Source organism: Anaerocolumna chitinilytica, assembly GCF_014218355.1.
GTDB lineage: Bacteria > Bacillota > Clostridia > Lachnospirales > Lachnospiraceae > Anaerocolumna > Anaerocolumna chitinilytica.
In genome coordinates, this window is the sequence record NZ_AP023368.1 from 2,355,048 (window position 1) to 2,377,760 (window position 22,713).

17 protein-coding genes and 1 pseudogene are annotated in these 22,713 nt (G+C 37.0%); 14 read left to right on the forward strand and 4 right to left on the reverse strand.

Going from position 1 to position 22,713, the window contains the following annotated elements; translation table 11 throughout:
• Nucleotides 1–60: 60 nt before the first annotated feature.
• From bsdcttw_RS10235 to bsdcttw_RS10245, 3 genes are all read left to right on the forward strand, one after another.
• The gene (locus tag bsdcttw_RS10235) at nt 61–234 is read left to right on the forward strand and encodes a hypothetical protein (RefSeq protein ID WP_185259273.1); all 174 of its coding nucleotides are present in this window, start codon (nt 61–63) and stop codon (nt 232–234) included.
• 49 nt (nt 235–283) lie between these two features.
• Nucleotides 284–736 (forward strand): chemotaxis protein CheX, encoded by a 453-nt coding sequence (locus bsdcttw_RS10240; RefSeq protein WP_185259274.1) that lies wholly within the window; start codon nt 284–286, stop codon nt 734–736.
• Nucleotides 737–897: 161 nt separating this feature from the next.
• Nucleotides 898–1,722 (forward strand): Ig-like domain-containing protein, encoded by an 825-nt coding sequence (locus bsdcttw_RS10245; protein ID WP_185259275.1) that lies wholly within the window; start codon nt 898–900, stop codon nt 1,720–1,722.
• 49 nt (nt 1,723–1,771) lie between these two features.
• Here the strand turns inward: bsdcttw_RS10245 and bsdcttw_RS10250 are convergent, their stop codons facing one another.
• Together bsdcttw_RS10250 and bsdcttw_RS10255 are read right to left on the reverse strand one after the other, a co-directional pair.
• Complete coding sequence (locus bsdcttw_RS10250) at nt 1,772–2,737, reverse strand: GIY-YIG nuclease family protein (RefSeq protein WP_185259276.1); 966 nt, start codon at nt 2,735–2,737, stop codon at nt 1,772–1,774.
• Between the two features lie 116 nt (nt 2,738–2,853).
• Entirely contained in the window at nt 2,854–4,005 is a 1,152-nt protein-coding gene (locus tag bsdcttw_RS10255; protein ID WP_185259277.1) for an epoxide hydrolase family protein, read from the reverse strand.
• A 430-nt stretch (nt 4,006–4,435) separates the two neighbouring features.
• Between bsdcttw_RS10255 and bsdcttw_RS10260 the strand changes: the two genes are divergently transcribed.
• The 9 genes from bsdcttw_RS10260 (at nt 4,436) to bsdcttw_RS10300 (ending at nt 17,576) form a co-directional block, all read left to right on the forward strand.
• Nucleotides 4,436–6,778, forward strand: coding sequence for a glycoside hydrolase family 38 N-terminal domain-containing protein (locus bsdcttw_RS10260; protein WP_185259278.1), 2,343 nt, complete (start codon nt 4,436–4,438; stop codon nt 6,776–6,778).
• An 85-nt stretch (nt 6,779–6,863) separates the two neighbouring features.
• Entirely contained in the window at nt 6,864–7,604 is a 741-nt protein-coding gene (locus tag bsdcttw_RS10265; protein WP_185259279.1) for a GntR family transcriptional regulator, read from the forward strand.
• Between the two features lie 34 nt (nt 7,605–7,638).
• The gene (locus bsdcttw_RS10270; protein ID WP_185259280.1) at nt 7,639–10,257 is read left to right on the forward strand and encodes a glycoside hydrolase family 3 protein; all 2,619 of its coding nucleotides are present in this window, start codon (nt 7,639–7,641) and stop codon (nt 10,255–10,257) included.
• Between the two features lie 155 nt (nt 10,258–10,412).
• The gene (locus tag bsdcttw_RS10275) at nt 10,413–11,717 is read left to right on the forward strand and encodes a discoidin domain-containing protein (protein WP_185259281.1); all 1,305 of its coding nucleotides are present in this window, start codon (nt 10,413–10,415) and stop codon (nt 11,715–11,717) included.
• Nucleotides 11,718–11,892: 175 nt separating this feature from the next.
• The gene (locus tag bsdcttw_RS10280) at nt 11,893–13,137 is read left to right on the forward strand and encodes a hypothetical protein (protein ID WP_185259282.1); all 1,245 of its coding nucleotides are present in this window, start codon (nt 11,893–11,895) and stop codon (nt 13,135–13,137) included.
• 252 nt (nt 13,138–13,389) lie between these two features.
• Nucleotides 13,390–14,124, forward strand: a complete 735-nt coding sequence (locus bsdcttw_RS10285) for an alpha/beta fold hydrolase (RefSeq protein ID WP_185259283.1) — start codon at nt 13,390–13,392, stop codon at nt 14,122–14,124.
• Between the two features lie 142 nt (nt 14,125–14,266).
• The gene (locus bsdcttw_RS10290; protein ID WP_225903832.1) at nt 14,267–14,539 is read left to right on the forward strand and encodes a transporter; all 273 of its coding nucleotides are present in this window, start codon (nt 14,267–14,269) and stop codon (nt 14,537–14,539) included.
• 1,281 nt (nt 14,540–15,820) lie between these two features.
• Complete coding sequence (locus bsdcttw_RS10295; RefSeq protein ID WP_207726528.1) at nt 15,821–16,342, forward strand: GGDEF domain-containing protein; 522 nt, start codon at nt 15,821–15,823, stop codon at nt 16,340–16,342.
• Nucleotides 16,343–16,463: 121 nt separating this feature from the next.
• The gene (locus bsdcttw_RS10300; protein ID WP_185259285.1) at nt 16,464–17,576 is read left to right on the forward strand and encodes an Ldh family oxidoreductase; all 1,113 of its coding nucleotides are present in this window, start codon (nt 16,464–16,466) and stop codon (nt 17,574–17,576) included.
• 83 nt (nt 17,577–17,659) lie between these two features.
• On the opposite strand, the gene bsdcttw_RS10305 is transcribed toward bsdcttw_RS10300, so the two are convergent.
• Nucleotides 17,660–19,174, reverse strand: coding sequence for an arylsulfotransferase family protein (locus bsdcttw_RS10305; protein ID WP_197979841.1), 1,515 nt, complete (start codon nt 19,172–19,174; stop codon nt 17,660–17,662).
• Between the two features lie 266 nt (nt 19,175–19,440).
• Between bsdcttw_RS10305 and bsdcttw_RS10310 the strand changes: the two genes are divergently transcribed.
• The gene (locus bsdcttw_RS10310) at nt 19,441–20,418 is read left to right on the forward strand and encodes a P1 family peptidase (protein WP_185259286.1); all 978 of its coding nucleotides are present in this window, start codon (nt 19,441–19,443) and stop codon (nt 20,416–20,418) included.
• Nucleotides 20,419–20,622: 204 nt separating this feature from the next.
• Nucleotides 20,623–21,051 (forward strand): annotated as a pseudogene (gene msrB, locus bsdcttw_RS10315) (peptide-methionine (R)-S-oxide reductase MsrB); the annotation flags it as partial.
• A 184-nt stretch (nt 21,052–21,235) separates the two neighbouring features.
• Here msrB and bsdcttw_RS10320 read toward each other — a convergent pair.
• The gene (locus bsdcttw_RS10320; protein ID WP_185259288.1) at nt 21,236–22,495 is read right to left on the reverse strand and encodes an MFS transporter; all 1,260 of its coding nucleotides are present in this window, start codon (nt 22,493–22,495) and stop codon (nt 21,236–21,238) included.
• Nucleotides 22,496–22,713: the final 218 nt, after the last annotated feature.

The following is a 22,713-nucleotide window of genomic DNA, read 5'->3' on the forward strand; positions in this document are numbered from 1 at the left end:
ATATTATTCTTCTGAAATGTCGAAACCTATTACATAAACAATGAAGAGGAGAATTATATTATGAGTGAACAGACAATCAATGACTTACATATCGTATTAGATAATATTGATTCAAGAATTGAACAAAATACATCAAGTAATGAAGAACTGCAGTATTTAATGTATCAAAAAATAAAAATCTTACAGCTGATTGATGATTTTAATCAAAGAAAGGGATATTTTGCGAATAATTGACCGTTCATACTTTATAGATGCGTCATGCTAGAAGGAGATTTTAAAAGTTATGGACGTTAAGTATATTAATACGATATTAGAAACTTTCATTGCTACTTTAGAACAATTTGGGGTACATGACATCAAAAGGTGTAATATTCAAAAGAAAAGCAAAATGTTCTTGAATTCAGAGTTATCTACAATAATTTGTTTTCAAGGAGCAGTTCAAGGGGATATCGCTCTTTCTATGCCTATCGAGACTGCTAAAAGATTAGTCTCAATAATGATGATGGGCATGAGTATTACATCCATCGATGATATGGCCAAAAGTGCAATAGGAGAATTATCCAGTATGATAGCAGGGGCTTCCGCGACAAAAATTTCTTCTTTTGGATTAGCGACAAGGATTAATCCACCTAGAGTAATTACAGAAAATGCTGAAATTAACTGCTTTGAAACTATCGCCATTGATTTTGAATCAGATCAGGGAAAGATTGAACTTAACATCGGGTTGAATATATAGTAGAGAGTATAATTTAAAAAGTGTTTTTTTCTACAAATTAATACAAATAATGATTTACATCTTATGTATGAATAGGTATAATATTTACAGGGATATTATGGTATAAAAGGAATAATAATACTATGATTTCTATTTTATTATAATTACAGAGGAGAAAGTCTATGAAAAAAACATTAAAACTATTAACCAGCATTCTTTTATGCATCACGATTATTGCCTCCTGTACTCTTATTTACGGGCAACAAACAGAAGCAGCAACTGTTAAAATCAGCAATACAACTTTGACTTTGAGTGTAGGGAAGTCTCAAACCCTTAAAATAACCGGAACTTCAAGCACAGTAAGCTGGTCAAGCAGTAATGAAGATGTCGCAACGGTCTCAAAAAGCGGTAAAGTAACTGCTGTATCCAATGGCTCAGCTGTTGTTACTGCTAAGGTTGACAGCAAAAAATATACATGTAAAGTTAAAGTACAAGGAAGTCAAAAGTTATCAGCTGATTGGAAAGACCTTGAGTTTAAAATGAACAATGAAAAATATACCTTGTTCTTTGATTTCAAACAGATAAAAGATAATGGCTGGGATTTTGACTTATCAGATTATGGTCATGACAGTTATACCATGAACAGCGGTGATAAAATTACCGGAACGATAAGTCTTGAGAATTCAAAATATGATTCTGATATTACAGTAGGATTCATCAATACAGATAAGAAAGCAAAAGATATTAAGAAATGCAAAATATGGACCATTAATATTAACAATCGGTTTGCAAAAAATCCTGTTTCTTTTGCCTTACCTGCCGGGATTAAGGAAGGAAGCACTTTAAAAGAAGTTGTAAAAGCTTATGGTAAACCAGATGACACCTATAGATCGGATGATTTAGGATATTGGGTTTATACTTATTCCTCAGATTATGATAAGTATTTCAAATTAGAGATCGATGATAAAAAAGGTGTAATAGGAATGACTATGCAGTTATATGATTAATATCAAAGGGCAAGACCGTTTAAAGCGGTCTTGCCCTTTTTATACATAACTACAGCAATACAATCATTTCTTCGGGTAAGGCAGAGATTTCCGAATATATAATATCCCGGTAATCTATCCATTCTTTCTCATTCTCCTGAATACTGTTTACAGAAGGTATTAGTTGTTCACTGCTATTGATAAATTTCTTCAGGATTTCGTTTGTAACCTTGTCTGTAATCATTTTATGAAGGATACTGCCATTTTTTATGTAGAACAGTTTATATCGGTCATTATCTACCGGAAGCTTTAGCAGAATACTTTGTGAAGATAGATTTTTATAGCCGCTCAATCCGTTTTTTATCATTTTAAAACAGGCTATCATATCTCTGTAGATAGCAGCCATTTCGAATCGATAAGACTCAACAGCTTCCTCTAATTTAGACTGCAATGTATTAACCATTAATTGAAGATTGTCTTCAGATTCAAGAAGTTCAAAAAGCACCGTTTTATTGAGATCAAATAGTTCCCTTTCCAGAGTAATGGGGAATATATGATATTCAAATCTGTATTGGTCGCCGTCTTTTGTTATCGGATAAATATTTTTTAGATGAACCAGAAATTCGCTTATCGTATATTTACTTCTGAATGGTCCGAAACAATGCTCTGTTCTATCATCAATTACAGTTAGAGGATTATATTTATTATAATCCTCAACTTTAATAAAAAAGTAATTCCTGTCATTTTTCATCTGGGCATTGAATCTGGGTTTGAATTCTTTAATTAAGGAACATTCTAACAAACGGGCTTCCAGATGGGTATCGGTAATAATATATTCAATATCTCTAATCAAGGGTACCATTCGATTAACTTTTTCCCACTTTGGTGTTTTAACAAAATAGGATTGAACTCTTTTTTGCAGGCATTTACTTTTTCCAATATAAATAATAGCACCTTGGGAGTTCAACATTTTATATATTCCCGGGAGTTTAGGAATCTGCTTTAAATTATCGTTTGTAATGTATTTATGTTCCATACTTTCACCTTGGTTAGTTAAAATTAATTGTTTTTTCAATAAGAACTATATCATAGCATAAAAGAAATAAGAAGTCTACGATACATCTCCTGCAAGGTGATACAATAATAACCTACCTATATATTTCTGAAGGGTCTATAAAATTCACGAATATCCTTTGCCAGAAGCTCCGGCTCTTCCATGGCTGCAAAATGTCCGCCGCGAGGCATTAAAACCCAATGGGTAATATTTAGATTCTGCTCAGCCCATTTTTTCGGAGGCAGTAATACATCAGACGGGAAAAGGGCAATACCTGTCGGGACTTCAATATATCCCATGGGTGGCAGAGAATGGGTATTTTCATAATAAATCGCTGCTGCTGATCCAATGGTATTAGAAACCCAGTAAATCATAATGTTTGTAAGCAGCTCATCCATGTTATAACTATGCTGGAGGTCACCGTTGCAATCGCTCCAGCCATGAAACTTTTCAATAATCCAACTGGCCAGACCAACCGGTGAGTCAGAAAGTCCATATGCAAGAGTCTGTGGTTTGGTAGATTGAATTGACATATAAGCACCTTCATTTGATATCCAGTCCTGAGCACTTCTTTTGTATTGTAATTCTTCTTCTGTAAGCTTTGCAGTATCCTTTGAAGAAAGAAGATTTCTTAGGATACCGATGTCTGTTAGATGGATACCAATTAAAAGCTCTGGATGATTAAATGCCAAGTATCTGGTGACACCAGAGCCTACATCACCGCCGACGGCAGCAAATTTCTTATAACCTAATTCCTCGGTCATAAGTTTAGCCCAGAGTTCTGAAATCTGAAAATTGTTAATACTACGATTACGCGGCAAGGTGGAGAAACCAAATCCGGGCAATGAGGGAACGATTACATCAAAGGAATCCTTAGGGTCACCTCCGAAACGAGCAGGATCAGTAAGAAGAGGTATGATCTTCTGGTAACGTAGAAAGCTATCTGGCCAGCCATGAGTAAGGATAATTGGCATAGGGTTGGTGCCTTTACCCCTTTCATGTACGAAGTGAATATCTGAACCCTCAATATTACAGTGAAATTGAGAAAGATGGTTTAATTCATCTTCTTGTTTACGCCAATCAAAATTCTCTCTCCAATAAGAAAGAAGTGATTGAAAATAACCGGCTTCCGTACCTCGCTCCCAACCGGAATTTACGATTTGACCGGGCCAGCGGGTATGAGAAAGTCTATACTTCAGATCCTTTAGAACTTCATCGGATACTTTGATTTTATAAGGTTTAACAGACATAATGCTTCTCCTCCTCTAAATTAATATTGCAGTAGAATCTCAGTGACAGTAATCTGTCACAGTCTTGTTGATATAAGTATACCCATTAGTCGTAATGATTCAATGCAATAAATGTAATTTCTAACTATACTATCTGTTACTAGAATATCTGTACTCAAAGAATAATACGGTTTGTGCCTGGGAGATCTCATAGTGGAAATCAGTCGTTACTTAAATTTATTGAAAAGCAAATGTAATTACAAACAAAATTTAAATGATTAAACAAGTAATTACATAATCAGAAAAAGAACAAATAAATAACTTTACATTAAAAAAAGATAATTATATAATGTGTTTATACCTTAAATGTAAATACATATCTTACTTTGTATTTACACAATTAAAAAATAAAAAATTACAAATTCAAATTAATTAAGGAGGAAGCTTATTTGTGTTAAATCGAAAATGGACTGTGTATATCCTGCATCATTCTCATACAGATATAGGTTATACCGATTTGCAGGAGAGAATAATTTACAATCATGTTGACTATATAAGAACAGCAGTAAAAACTGCAAAAGAAGGACACAAAACCGGAACAATCGATAAAGATTTCAAATGGAACTGTGAGACTTACTACTGTGTGGAAAGATTCTTAGAGGAAGCAACAGAAGAAGAGAAGCAAGATTTTTATTCCATGATTAAAACAAATAATATCGGCTTATCAGCCACTTATCTTAATTTTAACGATTTAGTGGATAAAGAGATACTAAGTAAAAGAACCAGGGAAATGGTTGAGCATTTTAAAGCCCAGGGAATTGCGGTAAAGGCTGCCATGAATGCAGATGTAAACGGGGTGTCATTGGGAACCCTTGATGTACTTATCGATAACGGAATAGAGTTCTTTTTTACAAACATTCATACACACCATGGAATGTATCCTCTTTATCAGAATCAAAAACCTTACTTTTGGGAAAACAAAGCAGGTAAAAGGCTTCTGGTTTTTAACGGAGAGCACTATAATCTTGGCAATTTCTTGGGGTTTGCTCAAAAAACACCGATTGAGACTCTGAAGGATAATATAGTTACCTATTTGACCTCCTGTGAAGAAAATGGCTATGATTATAGCTTTATTCCTGCGTGTGTATCGGGCGTATTCAGCGATAACGCTCCCCCTAATCCTGATATTATAAGGATGATTGCAGAGTTTAATCAGATTTATGGCGATGAGATACGATTGGAAATGGTAACAATTCAAGAATTGTATGATAAAATCAAGGAGCAGGTACAAGGAGCGCCGGTTTACAGGGGAGACTTAAATGATTGGTGGGCCAATGGTGTGGGAAGCACGCCTTATGCGGTTAAACATTATAAAGAAGCTCAAAGGCTGTATCATTTATGTGAAAGATTGGATAACCATGGCATTGCAGGTAAAAAAGATTTAATAAGAGAAGCAGAAGATAACTTACTGCTATATGCAGAGCATACCTGGGGTCATTCGGCTACCATTACAAATCCATATGATACCATGGTGCAGAATCTGGATATCAGAAAGACAAGCTACGCCTCAAAAGCTCATGAAGCCTCCGCAAAAAACTTAAACCGTATAGCACATAGCAGAGGAGATAAGCTCAGATACTATGATCGGAACGGAAAAGTAAAGGCCATTAATGTATCGGAGAGCAAAGGTGAAAAAGTTGTTGAATTCTATATAGAAACCGGGAAGTATTCAGGGGTAAAAGTTGTATGTGAAACCACAGGGAAGGAAATGATTACACAATTGTCTTCCCATCCAAGAGGTGTTCTTGTCAGTTTTATTGATTCCTTTGAAGCCGGTGAAGAAAAAATTTATCGTTTTGAAGAAGCTCTGGGCAAGATTGAAGCTATCAATTCAAGAGTAGCTTATATTGGAGCGGAGAGAGTAAAAGATATTGTAAACAACTACGATCCAAGTTATAAATTACCCTACCAACTAGAGAATGAATATTTTAAAATATCATATGAAATAGGGAAGGGTGTAACTTCTTTCTATAATAAATCAGATAAGGTTGAAATGCTGAAAACAGGAGACGCTACCTTCTTTACACCAATCTATGAAAACACAAAGATTAGAACAAATACTTATGAAGAGAGAAGACTTCTAGGAAGAAACATAAGAGGTCTTCATGCAAAGAAATACATTGGTGATTTGACAGAGGTTAAAATCATTGAGAATGGTGTTATTTTTACTACCATTGAGCTCGTCTATGAACTGGAAGGTACCTATTTCAGTTCGGTTGTAATAAAGCTCTATAATACTCTGCCAAAGTTGGAATTTAAATATAAAATAGCTAAGAATTTATCAACGGATATTGAGAGTATCTATCTGCCGCTAACCTTAGATAATCTTGATGGGGCATTATATATTGATAAAAGCGATGCCGTTATGAGACCGGGGATTGACCAAATTCCGGGGACTTGTATGGAATATTATCTTACGGATAACGGTCTGGCATATGTATCAAAGGAAAACACTATCCTAATACAAACGAAGGATGCACCGCTAATCTATATGGGGGAATTGAAACACCACCCAATATTGCTTTGTGATAACAGGGAAGAGAATAATAAAAGGGATGTGTATTCCTGGATTATGAATAATACATGGGAGACGAACTTTAAGATGGACCTCTCAGGTATCACCGAGTTCTGTTATACACTTGACCTCATGAAATCAACTAATGCTGAGCAAAGTTTTCAAACAATGAAAGATAATGGTTTCGGTGTTGTGACATTTATGATTGATGAAGAGTAGAAAAATTAATACTATAAGTATCCCTTTTGAATTTTCCTGGATGTTTAATTGGGTTTATCTTATATAGAAAGGAGCTTTCCCAGAGATGGAGTACGATTCAAATACACCTTTATATTATAAGGTGCAGAATTATATATTAGATCTTATTAAAAGCAATCAGCTGAAAGAAGGAGATTTCATCCCTACAGAAATGGAGCTTAGCAATATGTTTCATATTAGCCGTCCAACGGTCAGACAGGGGCTAAATACCCTGGCTTCCAAAGGTTACTTAAAGAGGCAGAAGGGGAAGGGAACTTTTGTTACCAAGCCAAAAATCATCCAGGAAAATACCCGTTTTATCGAGAGCTATAACCGTGAAATGAACAAAAAAGGATTGATATCTGAAACAAAAGTATTAGAAATATCAATTAAAGTTTGTCCGGATATCCTGCTGGAGAAGCTTGGAGTTGATGAGGGAGAAAAAATCATTAAGCTGAAAAGACTTCGCTATGCCTATGGTGAAGAGGAGCAGGATAATAAACCTATTCTACTCACTACCGTTTATATCCCTTTTAAAAAATTCCCAAATCTAATGCTTTATGATTTTGAAAAGCGTTCCCTTTATGAAGTTTTAGAAGAAAATAATATATTCATTAAAAAAGCTGTGAGGGAAATTGAAGCTAAGCTGTCAAATAAAGAAACCAGTAAACTTTTAGAAATCAGTGAGGGTTCTCCAATTCATTATATCTCTTCCTTCGGATACGGGGAAGATGGTTCTGTAATTGAATACTCGGAGAGTATTTACCCGGGAGAAAGAAATAAATTTATAGTTGAAATAAACAGATAAACTTGTTATACAAACGAGAAAATGAGGTGAAATTATGCTGAGGGAAGATTTGAAAAATTATCCTTTTATGAATAAAAATCTACCAATTGATGAACGTATTTCGGATTTGATAAATCGAATGACCTTAGAAGAAAAAGTGCGTCAGCTTGATATTTATTCAGGAGCAGAGCTATTAGGTGATATGAAAGTATTAACGAATTTTGATGGTGAGAAATATAAGGAGTTATATGGAGAGACTGGCATCGGCTGCCTGCAAATCAGATATTCATCCGCTAAGCTCAACAATCAAATACAGGAATACCATATTAGAAATACAAGGCTTGGGATTCCAATCTTATTTAGTGAAGAGACGCTGCATGGCTTAGTCTGGCCGGAAGCTACTATTTTTCCACAGCAGATTGCTTTAGCCGGTACCTTTGAACCGGAGCTTGCCTATAAGCAGGGAAGAGCAATAGCTGCAGAAACACGAAGCGTTGGTGTTCATGAGGGGTGGTCACCGGTACTGGATTTAGCCAGAGACCCGAGATGGGGACGAGTGGAAGAAGGTTATGGTGAAGATACATATTTAGGGGCCAGGTTTGCCTATGATATGGTAAAAGGCTTGCAAGGTGATGATTTGACACAAAACAATGCCATTGTATCGGAACCAAAGCATTTTTCAGGATATGGTGCACCAAGCGGAGGACTGAACTGTGGTCCGGCAATGCTTGGAAGGCGTGACCATGCAAATTATTGCCTGCCGATATTTGAAGCTGCTTTTCGAGCCGGAGCTCTTAATACGATGTGCTCTTACAACACCATCGATGGAGTGGCGGTTGCAGGAGACAAAGAATTACTTACCAAAGTGCTTCGTGACGAATTAGGGATGAAGGGGTTTGTACGTTCTGATATGACAGCTATCCGTATGCTGCATACCTGCCATTATACAGCTAAAAGTGACAGAGAAGCTATAAAAATGGGGATAGAGGCCGGTGTGGACATGCAGTTATATGATTATCCCCATGAAGAATATCAAAATACTCTGATGGATTTTGTTAAAACCGGAGAAGTTCCGGAAGAAACGATTAATCTTTCCTGCAGCAGAGTATTAAGGGTAAAATTCATGCTTGGCCTGTTTGAGAATCCGCTTACCGATGAGTCCTTAAGTGAAAAGGTTGTAAACTGTCAGGAATATAAGAATATAGCATTAGAGGTTGCGGAAAAATCAATCTGTCTTCTTAAAAATAGTAATAATTTATTACCCCTTAAAGAGTCCATTAAAAATATTGCAGTTATTGGTCCAAGTGCGGCAGCTTGCAGATTTGGCGATTATAGCTCAGCAAGCAGTGTGGACCGCGGAATTACATTATTAGATGGAATTAAAGGAATGGTTTCAGATGATACGATTGTTACTTATAACTCCGGCTGCAGTATTTTAGATGCGGATATAAGACCTATTCCACAGAATTGGCTTCGTGACAGAAATGGTAAAAGCGGTTTGACCGGCGAATATTATAATGAACTTGATTTCTCCGGCGACCCCGTATGTACAAGAACAGATTGTATGATAAACTTTAACTTTATCTATTCAAAACCGGCACCCGGGGTAAATGCAGATAGATTTGCAGTACGCTGGAGCGGAACATTAGTAACAGACCATAGTTTTAAGGGCTGTATAGGACTTAGTACCATGGATAGTATGAAATTATGGATTGACGATGAAGTAATAATTGATGGCTGGGAAGAATTGAATGCTAACCAAATGGTAGATTTTGATTTCATCCAAGGCAGAGAATATAAGATTAATATCGAATATAAAAACGACCAGAGAGGTGCAAGAGTTATCTTGGGATATAATACCGGACGCCTGAATATGGAGGAGGCTATTCGTATAGCGAAAGCGGCAGAGGTGGCTATTGTAGCCGTTGGGGACAGTGAAGAAACCTGCGGTGAAAATTTGGACAGAGCTGACTTGAATCTACCAGGTAAACAACTGGACCTGGTGAAAGCAATCTATGCAACCGGTACTCCGATAGTATTGGTATTACAAAATGGAAGACCATTATCTATTACCTGGGAAAATGATAATATACCCGCTATAATTGAAGCCTGGCATGTTGGTGAGCAGGGTGGTAAGGCAATTGCTGAGGTTATATTCGGTGAGGTTAATCCTGCAGGCAGACTGCCTATGTCCTTTCCAAAATCAGTAGGTCAGTTGCCGGTTCATTATAACAGGTGCCCGTTTAGCGCAACAAAATATGTGGAAATGGATTGGTTACCTCTGTATCCTTTTGGATATGGTTTAAGTTATACGAATTTTAAGTACTCAAATATAAGATTATCAAAGTCTGAAATTAAGGCAAATGAAACAGTTGAAGTACTTTTTGACGTTACGAATATCGGTGACCTGGATGGCGAAGAGGTGGCACAGCTCTATATTCATGACGAGTACAGCAGCGTTTTGCGTCCATACAAGGAATTAGCAGGATTCAAACGTATTCATTTAAAGAAAGGCGAGACGAAAACTATTACATTAACTTTAGGAAATGAGCAGCTGCGTGTATTAAATAAAAGCTTTAAATGGGTTGTAGAAGAGGGTAAATTTGAAGTTATGGTAGGTAATAATTCGGCTAATATACTGTTAACAGCGGAATTCAATGTTACACAAGAATAACTAGAAGCCATATGTTGTACAATTATTGTAATAATTTTATGGATATGCTTGTATACATATAATATGATTACTGAAATAGTAAAACCAACTTATGAGATTAGACTGATTACAAAAGACGTTTAAACTATTTATAACTTAAGGAGGGGAATTTTACTATGAAAAGAAAGTTATTAAGTCTTATTATTACATGTCTATTATTGGTATCCATGATTGGACCTACCGCTTCGGCAGCAGATGAGAGTGTATCGGCGATTTTTGGCGGTGGACCTTTTTACCAGGGCGGGCAAAGTGTAATGAATGATTTGAAAGCATCCGGTTTTAATACTGTAATTATATGGTCCGTCCATGTGAATGCAAATGGAGATTTAGTTCTAAATGACTCCTTGGTTTGCTCAAATGGTTCCTATGTTGGAAATTCAGCCTGGGTAACACAGTGGGCTTCTTTAAAAACTGCTCCGACCACTGTAAAACGGATTGAAGTTAGTGTGGGAGCATGGGGATGTGCTGACTTTGAGAATATAAAAAGCTTGATTGCTTCTCAGGGCACGGGTTCTAATTCGATTTTATACAAAAACTTTGCTGCTCTAAAGCAAGCCACAGGTGCTGATGCAATCGATTTTGACGATGAGTCCTGCTATGATGTGGCATCAGCTGTAAGTTTTGGGCAGATGTGTGTAGGACTTGGCTATAAAGTAACACTTTGTCCCTATACAAACAGCAGCTTTTGGATAAGTGTAAAAAATCAATTGGGTTCCAGTGTAGATAGAGTATATCTGCAATGCTATGCAGGCGGAGCAGGAAATAGCCCTTCAACTTGGATGGGTTATATGGGAATGAAGGTTATACCTGGTCTGTGGTGTATCAATAATTCATCAGGCGGCGATTCTGCAAGTTCAGTAAATACCAAGCTGACTAATTGGAAGAGTTCTTCAGCTGGCGGATTTATGTGGCTTTATGATGATATGATGAAGCTTGCAAGTCCGAATAAAACGGCCGATTATGCTAATGCAATCAACTCAGCTTTTAGCGGCGGTCAAACCAGTACAAATATAGCATTAAATAAAACTGCCACGGCAAACTCATATGTAACAGGGGAGACACCCTCAAAAGCAGTTGATGGATCCGTTACAAATAATAGTAAATGGTGTTCAACAGCAAGTGGAGACAAATGGCTGACAGTTGATTTAGGTACGGCCTATAACATAAACAGATGGGTTGTAAAACATGCCGGAGCCGGCGGAGAAACCACTTCCTGGAATACGAAAAATTTCAAACTTCAGGCAAGCAGTAATGGCTCGACTTGGACTGATGTTGATACCGTTACAAATAATACCGCAAATATTACTGACAGAAGTGTTTCGAGCTTTAGTGCCAGGTACGTAAGACTTTATATAACAACACCAACTCAAACAACCGATAGCGCTGCAAGAATTTACGAATTAGAATTGTATGGTCAATGATTCCTGCAGCCGATAAGACGATATAGGAGATCTGGTAGTTTGTGCATAAATGCATGATTCAATGAAAATAGGTATAGCTTTCGCTATGCCTATTTTTTTAACAACGCATTATTATTGACAAAAATGACCATGCTTCCTATACTTATAGTAATTACTATATACATAGGAGAGACAAATGACATACAAATGCGAATATTGTGGATTTGAATATGATGGTGAAGAATGCCCTCAATGCGGTGCTCCACATCCGGTTACAACTACCACGAACAACAAAATCACAGGTAACAATACTTATAGTACAAACAACGATACCACAGGTAACAATACTTATGGTACAAACAACAATACCGCAGGTAATTACCGTTATAGTACAGACAACGAGTCAATTAATACCAATGCCGATGATAACAGTACAACGTATAACTACACAACGAATTACTACACAATAAATAGTCATGCTGCTGATAATTACACGTCTGATAACGGTTATAGAACTGATTCTTCTGCATTTAATACAAAGAAACATAAGAAGAGAAAAAGGTTAACAGAAACAAGAGGATTTATCGTGTTTTTACTTATTGTTTTCTTTCCTGCTGGATTATTTTTGATGTGGACAAACAAAGTATTTAAATTTTCTACCAGAACTATAATAACATTATTTTATGTTTTGATGATATATTTCGGTACAAAAATGAATGGTTTGCCAGAAACAACGAATACCACAGCATCAGGTAATGCGAAAACAGTTGAAGTGGCAGCAGAAAATACCCCAACCCCTATTTCCAACCCGACCCTAACTCTTACTTCTACGCCTTCACCTGCTCCAACAAAGAAACCAGTATCAAAGAAAGAAAAATTTATTAAAAAGGTATCGGCTAAAACCGGAATAACCCAGAAAACAGCAGGTAATTTATATGATTTATTCTATAAAAAGATGGGATTTAAAACGATTGATATTGTTCAGAAAAGTAAAACCGGAAAAGCAACATATGACTTTAAGGCAGATGGTTTTAACTTAAAGGTAGCCTTTAAGGATGGCGGGGTATCTTCTATTAAGTGGCAATTCTATACTTTATATGCCGGCAAAGTAATCAAAATAGATAAGCAAGGGGTACTTGATAGACAGTTAGTGGACAGTGTGAAGTATTATATGTATGCCGAGGATATTATTACGGATAATATAAAGACTCCAAGCACTGCGAGATTTCCTGATATGGATTCTTCTGGTGTAGGGATGCAAAGAAAAGGAAAGATTGTAGCAGTCCAAGGTTATTTTGATGCTCAGAATACTTATGGGGCAGTGGTTCGCAGTAAGTATACAGTAGAGTTTTCTGTAACAGATCTTGATGCAAATAAATATAAACCGGTTTATATTAAAATAGATGATGAAGTCAAAGGAAAGTGGATCGAACTAGATTAATGTTTTTTATTATAAGTCCCAAAGAGTTTTACAAAAAAACAAGTTTGTGAAAGAAGGTATATTGAGACAATCACAATATTGGCAAGGGATAGGAATTGTTGATCTGGTCGTATACTCAATTCTAAGTACTGATAAGGAATAGTAGTGGCTCATTTGCTGATGAATAAGTAATTCAATGGAGTATTTTAAGTGAAGGATTTGATGAAAGATTCATTAGTGAATGTCATGGAAAGGTAAGTTAAGGAGATTACGATGCAAAAGAAAACAGTAAATAATAACGGAAATGAAATCGAATACTATGTGAGCAATCAAATGAATGAGAAGGCCACTTTGATAGTATCAATGGGAATATGGGAACCCGCTGAACGTGCTTTCCCTTTAATTTCACGCCTTATAGAAAGACATTGTATAGTACTTAGTTATCGGGGCCGCGGCGGTAGCGGTACTCCGGAATCGGGATTTAACTGGGATGATCATATGACAGACCTTGCTTGTGTGCTTCAAAACGAACCAATCAATAAGCCAGTGTTTTTAGGATTTTCAAAGGGTGTTTCCTATATGTTAGGTTATCTATCCGCTAATTTACGAATTGCAAAAGGAATTATTATTATAGATTATCCGGCTATTCACTCAAAGTTGGAGAAGGGTGCTGCCTTGTTTTGGAGTAATATGAACTATAATGGATATCGTCTGGATAATTATGTTGATGTTCACGCATTAGAAGGAATAGAACATGAGTCAACTTATGAAGAGTTCTACCATATTTTTCATGAGATGCTCTGTCCAGTTTGGTTGTTTAGGGGAACAGACGTAAATTCATATATCCCATCCAATTTGTCGGATGAGGATATATCAAAATATAAATCAGCAGTAAAGCAACTAGAAATCATCGAGTTTGAGGAAAGCGGTCATATGATTTTAGATGAAGAGTTAGGAAAAGTTACCCGCTATGTTAAACAGATACTTAAGGATATTGATGGAGCATAAAATAAGATTAGGTTAATTTTCAGTTATGAACTGGGTAAAAATCTGACTGATATGTTGAATGGTTTAATTTATTCTTAGAGGATTGAACAAAATTTGTGATCATACATATCATGAATTATAGTAAATAACAGGAGCTAATATAATGTCAGATTATATGCCGCCTTATGGCGCACCTTCTTCTCCTCCTCCAAGAGTTCCACCTAGAAAACCAAGAAATTCATATATTATTGACTGTGTATATAGTTATACGTATGTATGGCCACGTTTTGGTGATGAATTTTGGTTTTATCCAATCAGTGTTCAGTACGGCGGGGTGGTAGGGTACCGCTGGACAGGAAGAAAATGGACGTTCTTTGGTTTTGATCCTGATTTGATTGATGAAGTAGCATGCGTTCCGGTACCTACACTTTATTAATACCACAAGCACAGGTATGATAAATCCAGAAACGTACAGAAAGGTTTAACACTCCCCTTAAATATAGGATAGCACTTTCATTACAAATCTCACAGAAACAAAGCTCTAGGCATCGGAACCAAAGGTTCTGGTGCCTTTGTTTTATTTTTTCTTTTACTTTATAAAAGGTTTACTCAAAGAAAAGTATTTGTGCTTTCGGCAACGAGTAATTAGTGATATAATTATTGTAAAAGAACAACTATTATATTTCAAACCAGAGGTAATGGCATATGGTGAAAAAGGTAAAAATTCTACGTATAATATTCTGGTTATCTTTATTTCCATATTTCTTTTTAATGGGATATTCACTCTATCATGCAATCTTTGGATATGATATATATACATTGATTTTACCGCAATACCTTCGAACAATATATGGATGGGATGCCTTTTATCAGGTATTTATATGGACAATGATGGCACTGTGTATTATACCGGTTTTACCGGTATGCTTGTTATACCAAGTTATTTATATAATTCTATGCATTTGTAAAAGAAAAACATAAAATTGTTTGAATGACTGCCTTTCGTATTATACGGGCAATGAATTCTTCGTACTTTAGGCAATATGCATCTAATGATATAATGATTGCAAAAGACTTATTATTAAATAGGATGGATTAGATGGATAAATTTAAAACCTTAGATTCAAGTATACTATCATTAATAATATTAGTATTTATATTTTTCAATGCTAGGAACCGGTTAGAAAAGATATTTGTTAGTAATAGAATATATCTGGGTTTGGTTAAGACAAACATATCTTTAATACTGATTGATATTGGAGGCTGGATCTTTGATGGCTTGCCAGGCCTATCGTTTTTGCTGATGAATAGAATTTTTAATCTCTTGTTATTCGTGGTTGAGCCTCTTACAGGTACCCTATGGGTATTATATGTATGCTATCAGATTAAACATAGTGAAAAGTGGGTTGAGAGACTAAAATTTTTATTATTAAGTTTCTTTCTTATTAATGGAGTTATATCAGTATTAAGTTTATATACAGGTTGGTTTTTCTATGTAGATAGTAACAATATATACACAAGAGGAAGTATTTACCTGGTGCATATCTTTTACTGTTATATTTTATTGATATACTCTATGTACTACGTTCTTAAACATAGAAAAAATGTAGACAAAAGGTATTATTATTCCATGCTGGTGTTCATCTTACCAATCACAATAAGGGCAACGGTTCAAATACTTTTTTATGGTTGGGCTCTTTCTTGGACTGGAATGATGGTGTCATTATTAATAATCTACATTAATATTCAGGATTCCAGTTTAGACACGGATTATCTGACAGGTGTATATAATAGACGTCAATTAGATAAATATCTTAATATAAGAATTAAGAACAGCAATGAACTCAAAACTTTTTCCGCTATGTTGATAGACTTGGATGGATTTAAAAAAATTAATGATACCTTTGGCCATGATACCGGTGACGAAGCGATAAAGGAGGCTGCTCAAATAATTAGAAATTCTTTACGAAGAGATGATTTCGTTGCAAGGTATGGCGGAGACGAATTCTTTGTAATATTAGACAGCAGTGATGAACATATTCTGGAGACAGCAGTTGAAAGAATGAAAAGCAATGTAGATAAGTTCAATTGCAATTCCGACAAAGAGTACAAGCTAAGCTTCGCAATTGGTTCAGCTGTATACGATTATGAGCGGAGAATGAAATCCGATGACTTTTTCAGGTATATAGATACTCTTATGTATAACAATAAAAAGATAAATTACTATGAAATATATTAAGAGAAACGGTGGCGAAATAATGTAAACATACAATTTAAAGGTACTACATAATTAGAAATTGTATAAGTATATTGAGAGCTAAGAATATCCATAAAAGTATCATATATAAGGAGGAAGAATAATGTCAGTAAAATCCAATATAGTCGACTGGAATACGATTACAAGTTTTGTAACAGAGGCATTTATAGGGTATGGTATCCCAGAAGAGGATGCCAAGATCTGCGCGGATGTATTGCTGGAATCGGATAAAAGAGGAATAGAATCCCATGGTGTTAACCGCTTCAAACCAATCTATCTGGACCGTATAAAAGCAGGTATTCAAAGTCCCGTTACAAACTTTGAGATTCTAAAAGAAACGCCAACAACAGCAGTTGTAGATGGACATGATGGCATGGGGCAGGTAATCGGTGTAAAGTCTATGAGTCTGGCAATTGAAAAAGCCAAGAGGTATGGGATGGGCATGGTTGTGGCTCGTAATTCGACTCATTATGGCATCGCTGGTTATTATGCTACCATGGCAACCAAAGCCGGCTGTATAGGCATTACCGGGACGAATGCAAGACCATCAATCGCACCAACCTTCGGAGTTGAGAATATGCTTGGAACCAATCCTCTTACCTTTGGTATGCCTACAGATGAAGATTTCCCTTTTGTGCTTGATTGTGCAACCTCGATAACTCAGCGTGGACGCATTGAGTATTATTCACGTGTTGGTAAACAGACGCCAGCCGGTATGGTAATAGGGAGGGATGGGGAAACCATAACGGATTCTGATCAGATATTAACCGACTTGAATACCGGACATGCGGCACTTGCACCTCTGGGAGGAATTGGTGAGGAACTTGCGGGTTATAAAGGCTATGGATATGCTACAGTGGTGGAAATTCTTTCCGCAGCATTACAACAGGGAAATTTTCTTCTGGGATTAACCGGCATTGATGAAAATGGAAAAAGAGGACCTTATCATTTGGGGCATTTCTTTATTGCAATTGATACAGAAGCATTTATGGGGTTGGAAGCCTTTAAAAAGACATGTGGAGATATACTGCGTGAACTCAGAGATTCCCAAAAAGCACCGGGGTGTGAACGTATTTATACAGCAGGGGAAAAAGAGTATCTCATCTGGCAGAAACGCAAGGACAGCGGAGTTCCGATTAGTGAGGCCGTACAACAGGAATTAATAAAAGTTCGAGATGAACTTGGCTTAACAAAATATAAATTTCCGTTTGAATAGGGGTATGACAAAAACCATGCAGGAATCGAATGATAAATTCGGTATGCATGGTTTTGTGGTTTAAAGACATTTTGCTAGTGGATTCACTGGCCATTTAAATGAATAATTCTTGAGGTACCGATGACATGACCACAGGAATCTAAAGCATTTACCTGATAATAAGCACATTCAGAATTTATTTTAGCATGAGTCTCAAACCCGGTTCTAGGCAGTCTTTCTATTATAACGGTAAGACAACAGGGTGATGGCCCCGAAAGCACTTGCCACGCGGCAGTTTCGGTGGAACCATTCCACGAAGCATATATCTCAGTACAGTCAGAAGTTTTAACAGCTGCAATACTTGGAGAATATAGAGGAAGACCAATCCATTTATTCTTAAATGCACGATAAGACATATTTTCATTGGGAAATTGTACATCATATAAAATATTTATACATGGTTCTGATATGGTATTACCCGCTTCTTCAAACTCAGAAAGATAAGGTTTCTGGCCCCATCCAATAAGCTGATTACCATTCGGAAGCTTTTGTACATTTCCTTGACTGGGAACATATAACGGCGGACAGTGAAAATATTTCCGAAGGGCAATAGCAGTCATGTTACAGAAATCGAGTTCAAGGATCAGACCATGTGATTGGCATTGAGGCGGAGAGGTAGAAGATGCGCAGCAGGCATCATCGAACATACTTATTCGGTTATCGGCTCTATATCTGGCGTCATGCTGCCAGGAAAAAGAAGCATCTGGACTTATTGTAAAATCGCTGTGCTTTCCGCCTAACTGCCAGATAATATTTCCGGTTTCTTTATCAAGCTTATATATTGCCCACATATTACGCATGCTAATGAGCAGTGAATTATCAGGCCCTTCATCGATGGAATTCATGTGATAACAATCCCATATATTGTTACTTTCAGCAGCTGAAGCGGCAGGCAGCATGGACTCGCCTGGATTAATATGGGAGAGGGCATTCCAAAAAAATAATAATTTTCCTGTTTCAATATCAATTTCCTGAATGGAGTAATCATCAATATAGCCCTCTTTCGGGCCGCCATATGGAGTAAGATCAGCAGGTACCTGCTTTATGGCTGTAAATAATGCGGTATTTCGGTTAGTGATAGTAAATTCATGCAAATCAGAAGTAAACCCATTACGTGCTGAGATTTTCTTGATGATGTCGTAGTGCTGATTTAGAATAAGATAATATGCACCAGGTTCCGGATCTCCTGCCGGCAGATTTAACTCTGAGGATTGAGTCCCGGATATGGTACCCTGCCACATAGTAAGAACCGGATGTTCGTGGTAAGCTTGGACTCGAAAGTCACTATTTTGAATATAAGTACTGCATAAGGGATTAAACCATATCGGATTGCCGGACTGATCCATAATTAATGAACCTGTCTGTCCTATCATAGTGGCTTCGTATAAAGTATAAGGCGCTACAAATATGAAACCGGGTGCTGATCTGTACTTGGCTACATTTACTGTTACCTTCATAGGATGTAGATCAGGTGCCGAGATAAAATTCCACACCTGTTGTTCTGAATTATCTATCTGTAAATGTAAGTTCTCCTTATCATAGAGATTCTCCTGATTCATTTTATCTATCCTCCTCTCCAAGAATGTTAATCATATCTGGTTTTATTTGGTTTCTATATTCCTGAAAGTAATAATTTTTCATGTATATTATTAATATGCTGCAATCGCCATATTGTGAGCATAAAAGACATTATTCTAATATAAACGGCACATTACGCAAAAACGGGAATAACATAAATATAAGGATAATAGCCTTGAATTAGATTGTTTGACTTAAATAGAGCATTAATGTTTTACTTTTGTAATATAAGACAAGGAGGAGAGAAATGATCCATGAGGATTCCAAGGTTTTAGTGAATACTATAGGAGGTCTAACAGATGTTCCGGGAATTCTAGTTGGGACTGCTGAGGACGAAAGCGGACGTACAGGATGTACAGTAGTTATATGCCCCAACGGAGCAGTTCCGGGGGTATCAGTAGTTGGAGGAAATCCAGGCACCATGGAAACAGACAGCATTCGTCCCGGTACCAAAGAAGACCCGGTGCAGGCTGTCCTGCTCACTGGAGGAAGTAGATTTGGATTGGCTGCGGCTAGTGGAGTAATGCGATGGCTTTATGAACAACGGATTGCAGAGGTACCCCATGTACCGGCTGCCGTCATATTTGACCTGCTTTATGCCAGGGGCTCAAACCCGCCTGATGCCGCATTAGGATATGCCGCCTGCCAGGCAGCTAATAACGGTCCTGTAAAAGAAGGAAATTATGGTGCCGGTGCAGGAGCAACTATTGGTAAATTCTATGGTGAGTCAATGAAAGGCGGACAGGGCAGTGCATCTATTCATATTCCGGGAGGGCCAGTAGTTGCGGCTTTAGCAATTGTCAATCCGCTTGGAGATGTTTGGGATCATGGACGTATTGTGGTTGGAGCATTATGTCCAGATGGTAAATTTGTGAATCAGACAAAGTTAATGTTAGAGGGAGTACCATCCTATCTGTTTAGTGAAATGAATACCACAATTGCAGTAATAGCTACAACTGCACAGCTTAATAAGGCAGAAGCCAGCAGAGTGGCTGCTCTTGCACAGGATGGTATGGCACGTGCAATTTCACCAGTGCATACACAGTGGGATGGGGATACGGTCTTTTGTCTGGCGACAGGCGCTGATTCCAATTATTATAAAGGTGATGCTGCTATCACAGTGATAGGTACTGCTGCTGCAGTAGTTCTTGAAAAAGCGATTATACGCGGAGCCTTAGCTGCACAAACTAAAATAACGAATGGTTGTACCGGAGATGGTGCATAAAGGAATGGAATGAGTTATAATCAATGCGTGGGAGCTAAAGACTCTCGCGCATTTTTATTCTGAAAAACAACGCACCTAATAGATAATTATCATTATTAAATAACAAATGGGCATAATTTATAGATAGTGTATCTATAGATTAAGTTAATTTTGCGAATTATAGAAAGAAGGTAATTGCTTATGAATAAGAATAATAAATACTCAAAGAAATCAAAAGAAGAATTAGAAAGTATTTTGACCAAAACCCAGTATGAAGTAACACAGAACAGTGCTACTGAGAGGCCTTTTCAGAATGAATATTTTAATGAATTCAGAAAGGGAATATACGTGGACGTCACTACCGGTGAACCACTTTTTGTTTCCAGCGAAAAATTTGAATCCGGCTGCGGATGGCCAAGTTTTGCTAAACCCATTGATAGTACCTCAATAATCGAAGTTACTGACCATAGCCATGGCATGAAACGTATAGAAGTAAGAAGTAAAGTGGGAGATTCCCATTTGGGGCATGTATTTGAGGATGGACCTGCTGAAATGGGAGGTTTGAGATACTGTATCAATAGTGCATCGCTAAAATTTATACCGGAAGAAGAGATGGAGAAGGAAGGCTACGGGGATTTTCTAGGGGCTATTTAAACTATTACGCCTCAAAGAAAGAAGGAGATACAACAGCCAAAAGTGACCTGAATAACAATATCCTAGAAGAATACATCCTTGGGGATTATAGCAAACAGTTGCTGCAAAAGCTGCAGCAGCTGTTTGGGATGGTTATAGTGTAGGTTCAGAAGAGATATGGCATAACTATAGTCGGGTGTTTAAATTACACTTCAAGTGTTATTTTACGTGAAAGTATCAAATTTAAAAAAGCAATAACTGCCGCAGCTATAAATACTGCCTGATATCCGATAGCAGCCCATAAAAGACCTCCAAAAACAGGGATTACCATAGAAGCAATGTGCTGTAAGCTAACTCCGGTGGACAAGGTTGGTGTTACATCAGCCAAATCAACAGCTATCTTTCTAACATAAGTAGAGCGAGCCATTTCGACTGCGGACATTGAATTATCAATGACATAGCAACCGGCTATGATAACGGCAGCGACACCAAAGGAGAAAATCCTGGCGGAAAAGGCATATCCCAGACAGATAGCAAATAACAGAACTGCTTCCACAGTCAGGACAAAACGTTCACCACGAGTGTCAATTAATTTACCAATCAGCTTTCTGGTGCCGATGCTAACAAGTGCAACTACCATACCCAAAATAGCAAACAATTGAGGCTTTACACCAAAGACTTTGATTAACACCCAGGGAGCAAAGGTCATAAATATCTGATTTCTTGCTCCGCTTATCACGGATAGTACATAATACAGTGTATAACGTTTTCTAAAAATAAACTTAACTTTTCTAGTCTCTGATTTACCTCTCTTCATTAACCCCATTGAAAACGCTGCGAAAAGGTAGAAGACAGTGCCTGTAATAAAAGCAGTCTGGTAAGTTATATGTAGAAAATTAAAACCCAGAAATATAAAAACATAAGCAACAATACTTCCGGATAAGCTGAAAGCGCTTATTGTTCCAAGTCTTGCTCCGAAAGATTCCTGGTTTGACAAGGACATGCCAATGGAAGGTGTAACCGGCATGACCATATGTGTGCCAAGGCTGTACATCATCATCCATATAATCATAAAAGCAAAGGTCGGGGATAACATGCCTAGACCAAGCATCCCAAGTCCAGCTGCCGCCATCCCAAACATTGCGATACGCACGTCACCCAAAAAGCTTAATGCAGCTAGAATAACCATAATAAAAAAACCTGGGGCTTCTCTTGGAACTTCCAGAAAACCTCTTGTGTTTTCCGATAATTTAAAGATATCATTTAAATAATTATTAAATATTGATGAGTTAATACCACCGCCGACACCGGCAAAAAGGCCTGCAATTAAGAAGAGATTAAAGTTTCGGTCGGAATGAAAATTTTTAAAGAATGCAAAGAGTGGCTTTTTGGCGTGCTGTAGAATTTCAGCTTGTTCATTATCCAACAACTCTGGGTCTGTATTTTTGTCTTTTTGTAATTTCATTTATTTACCAGCTTTCGTAATCGTAATTGTCAGCAATTATAACATAGATAATTACTTCTTTCAAATATAAATTCCAACCGGCAAAGGAATCAGGAGTATCAATCCTAATGCCTTGTTTCATTTTCTCTGATTCAGATTTAACTTATTAAAGAGTAGTAAAAGGTCAGAAACTTAGTGTTTAGGGTACAATAGCCTATATGCAACGGATATTTACAATG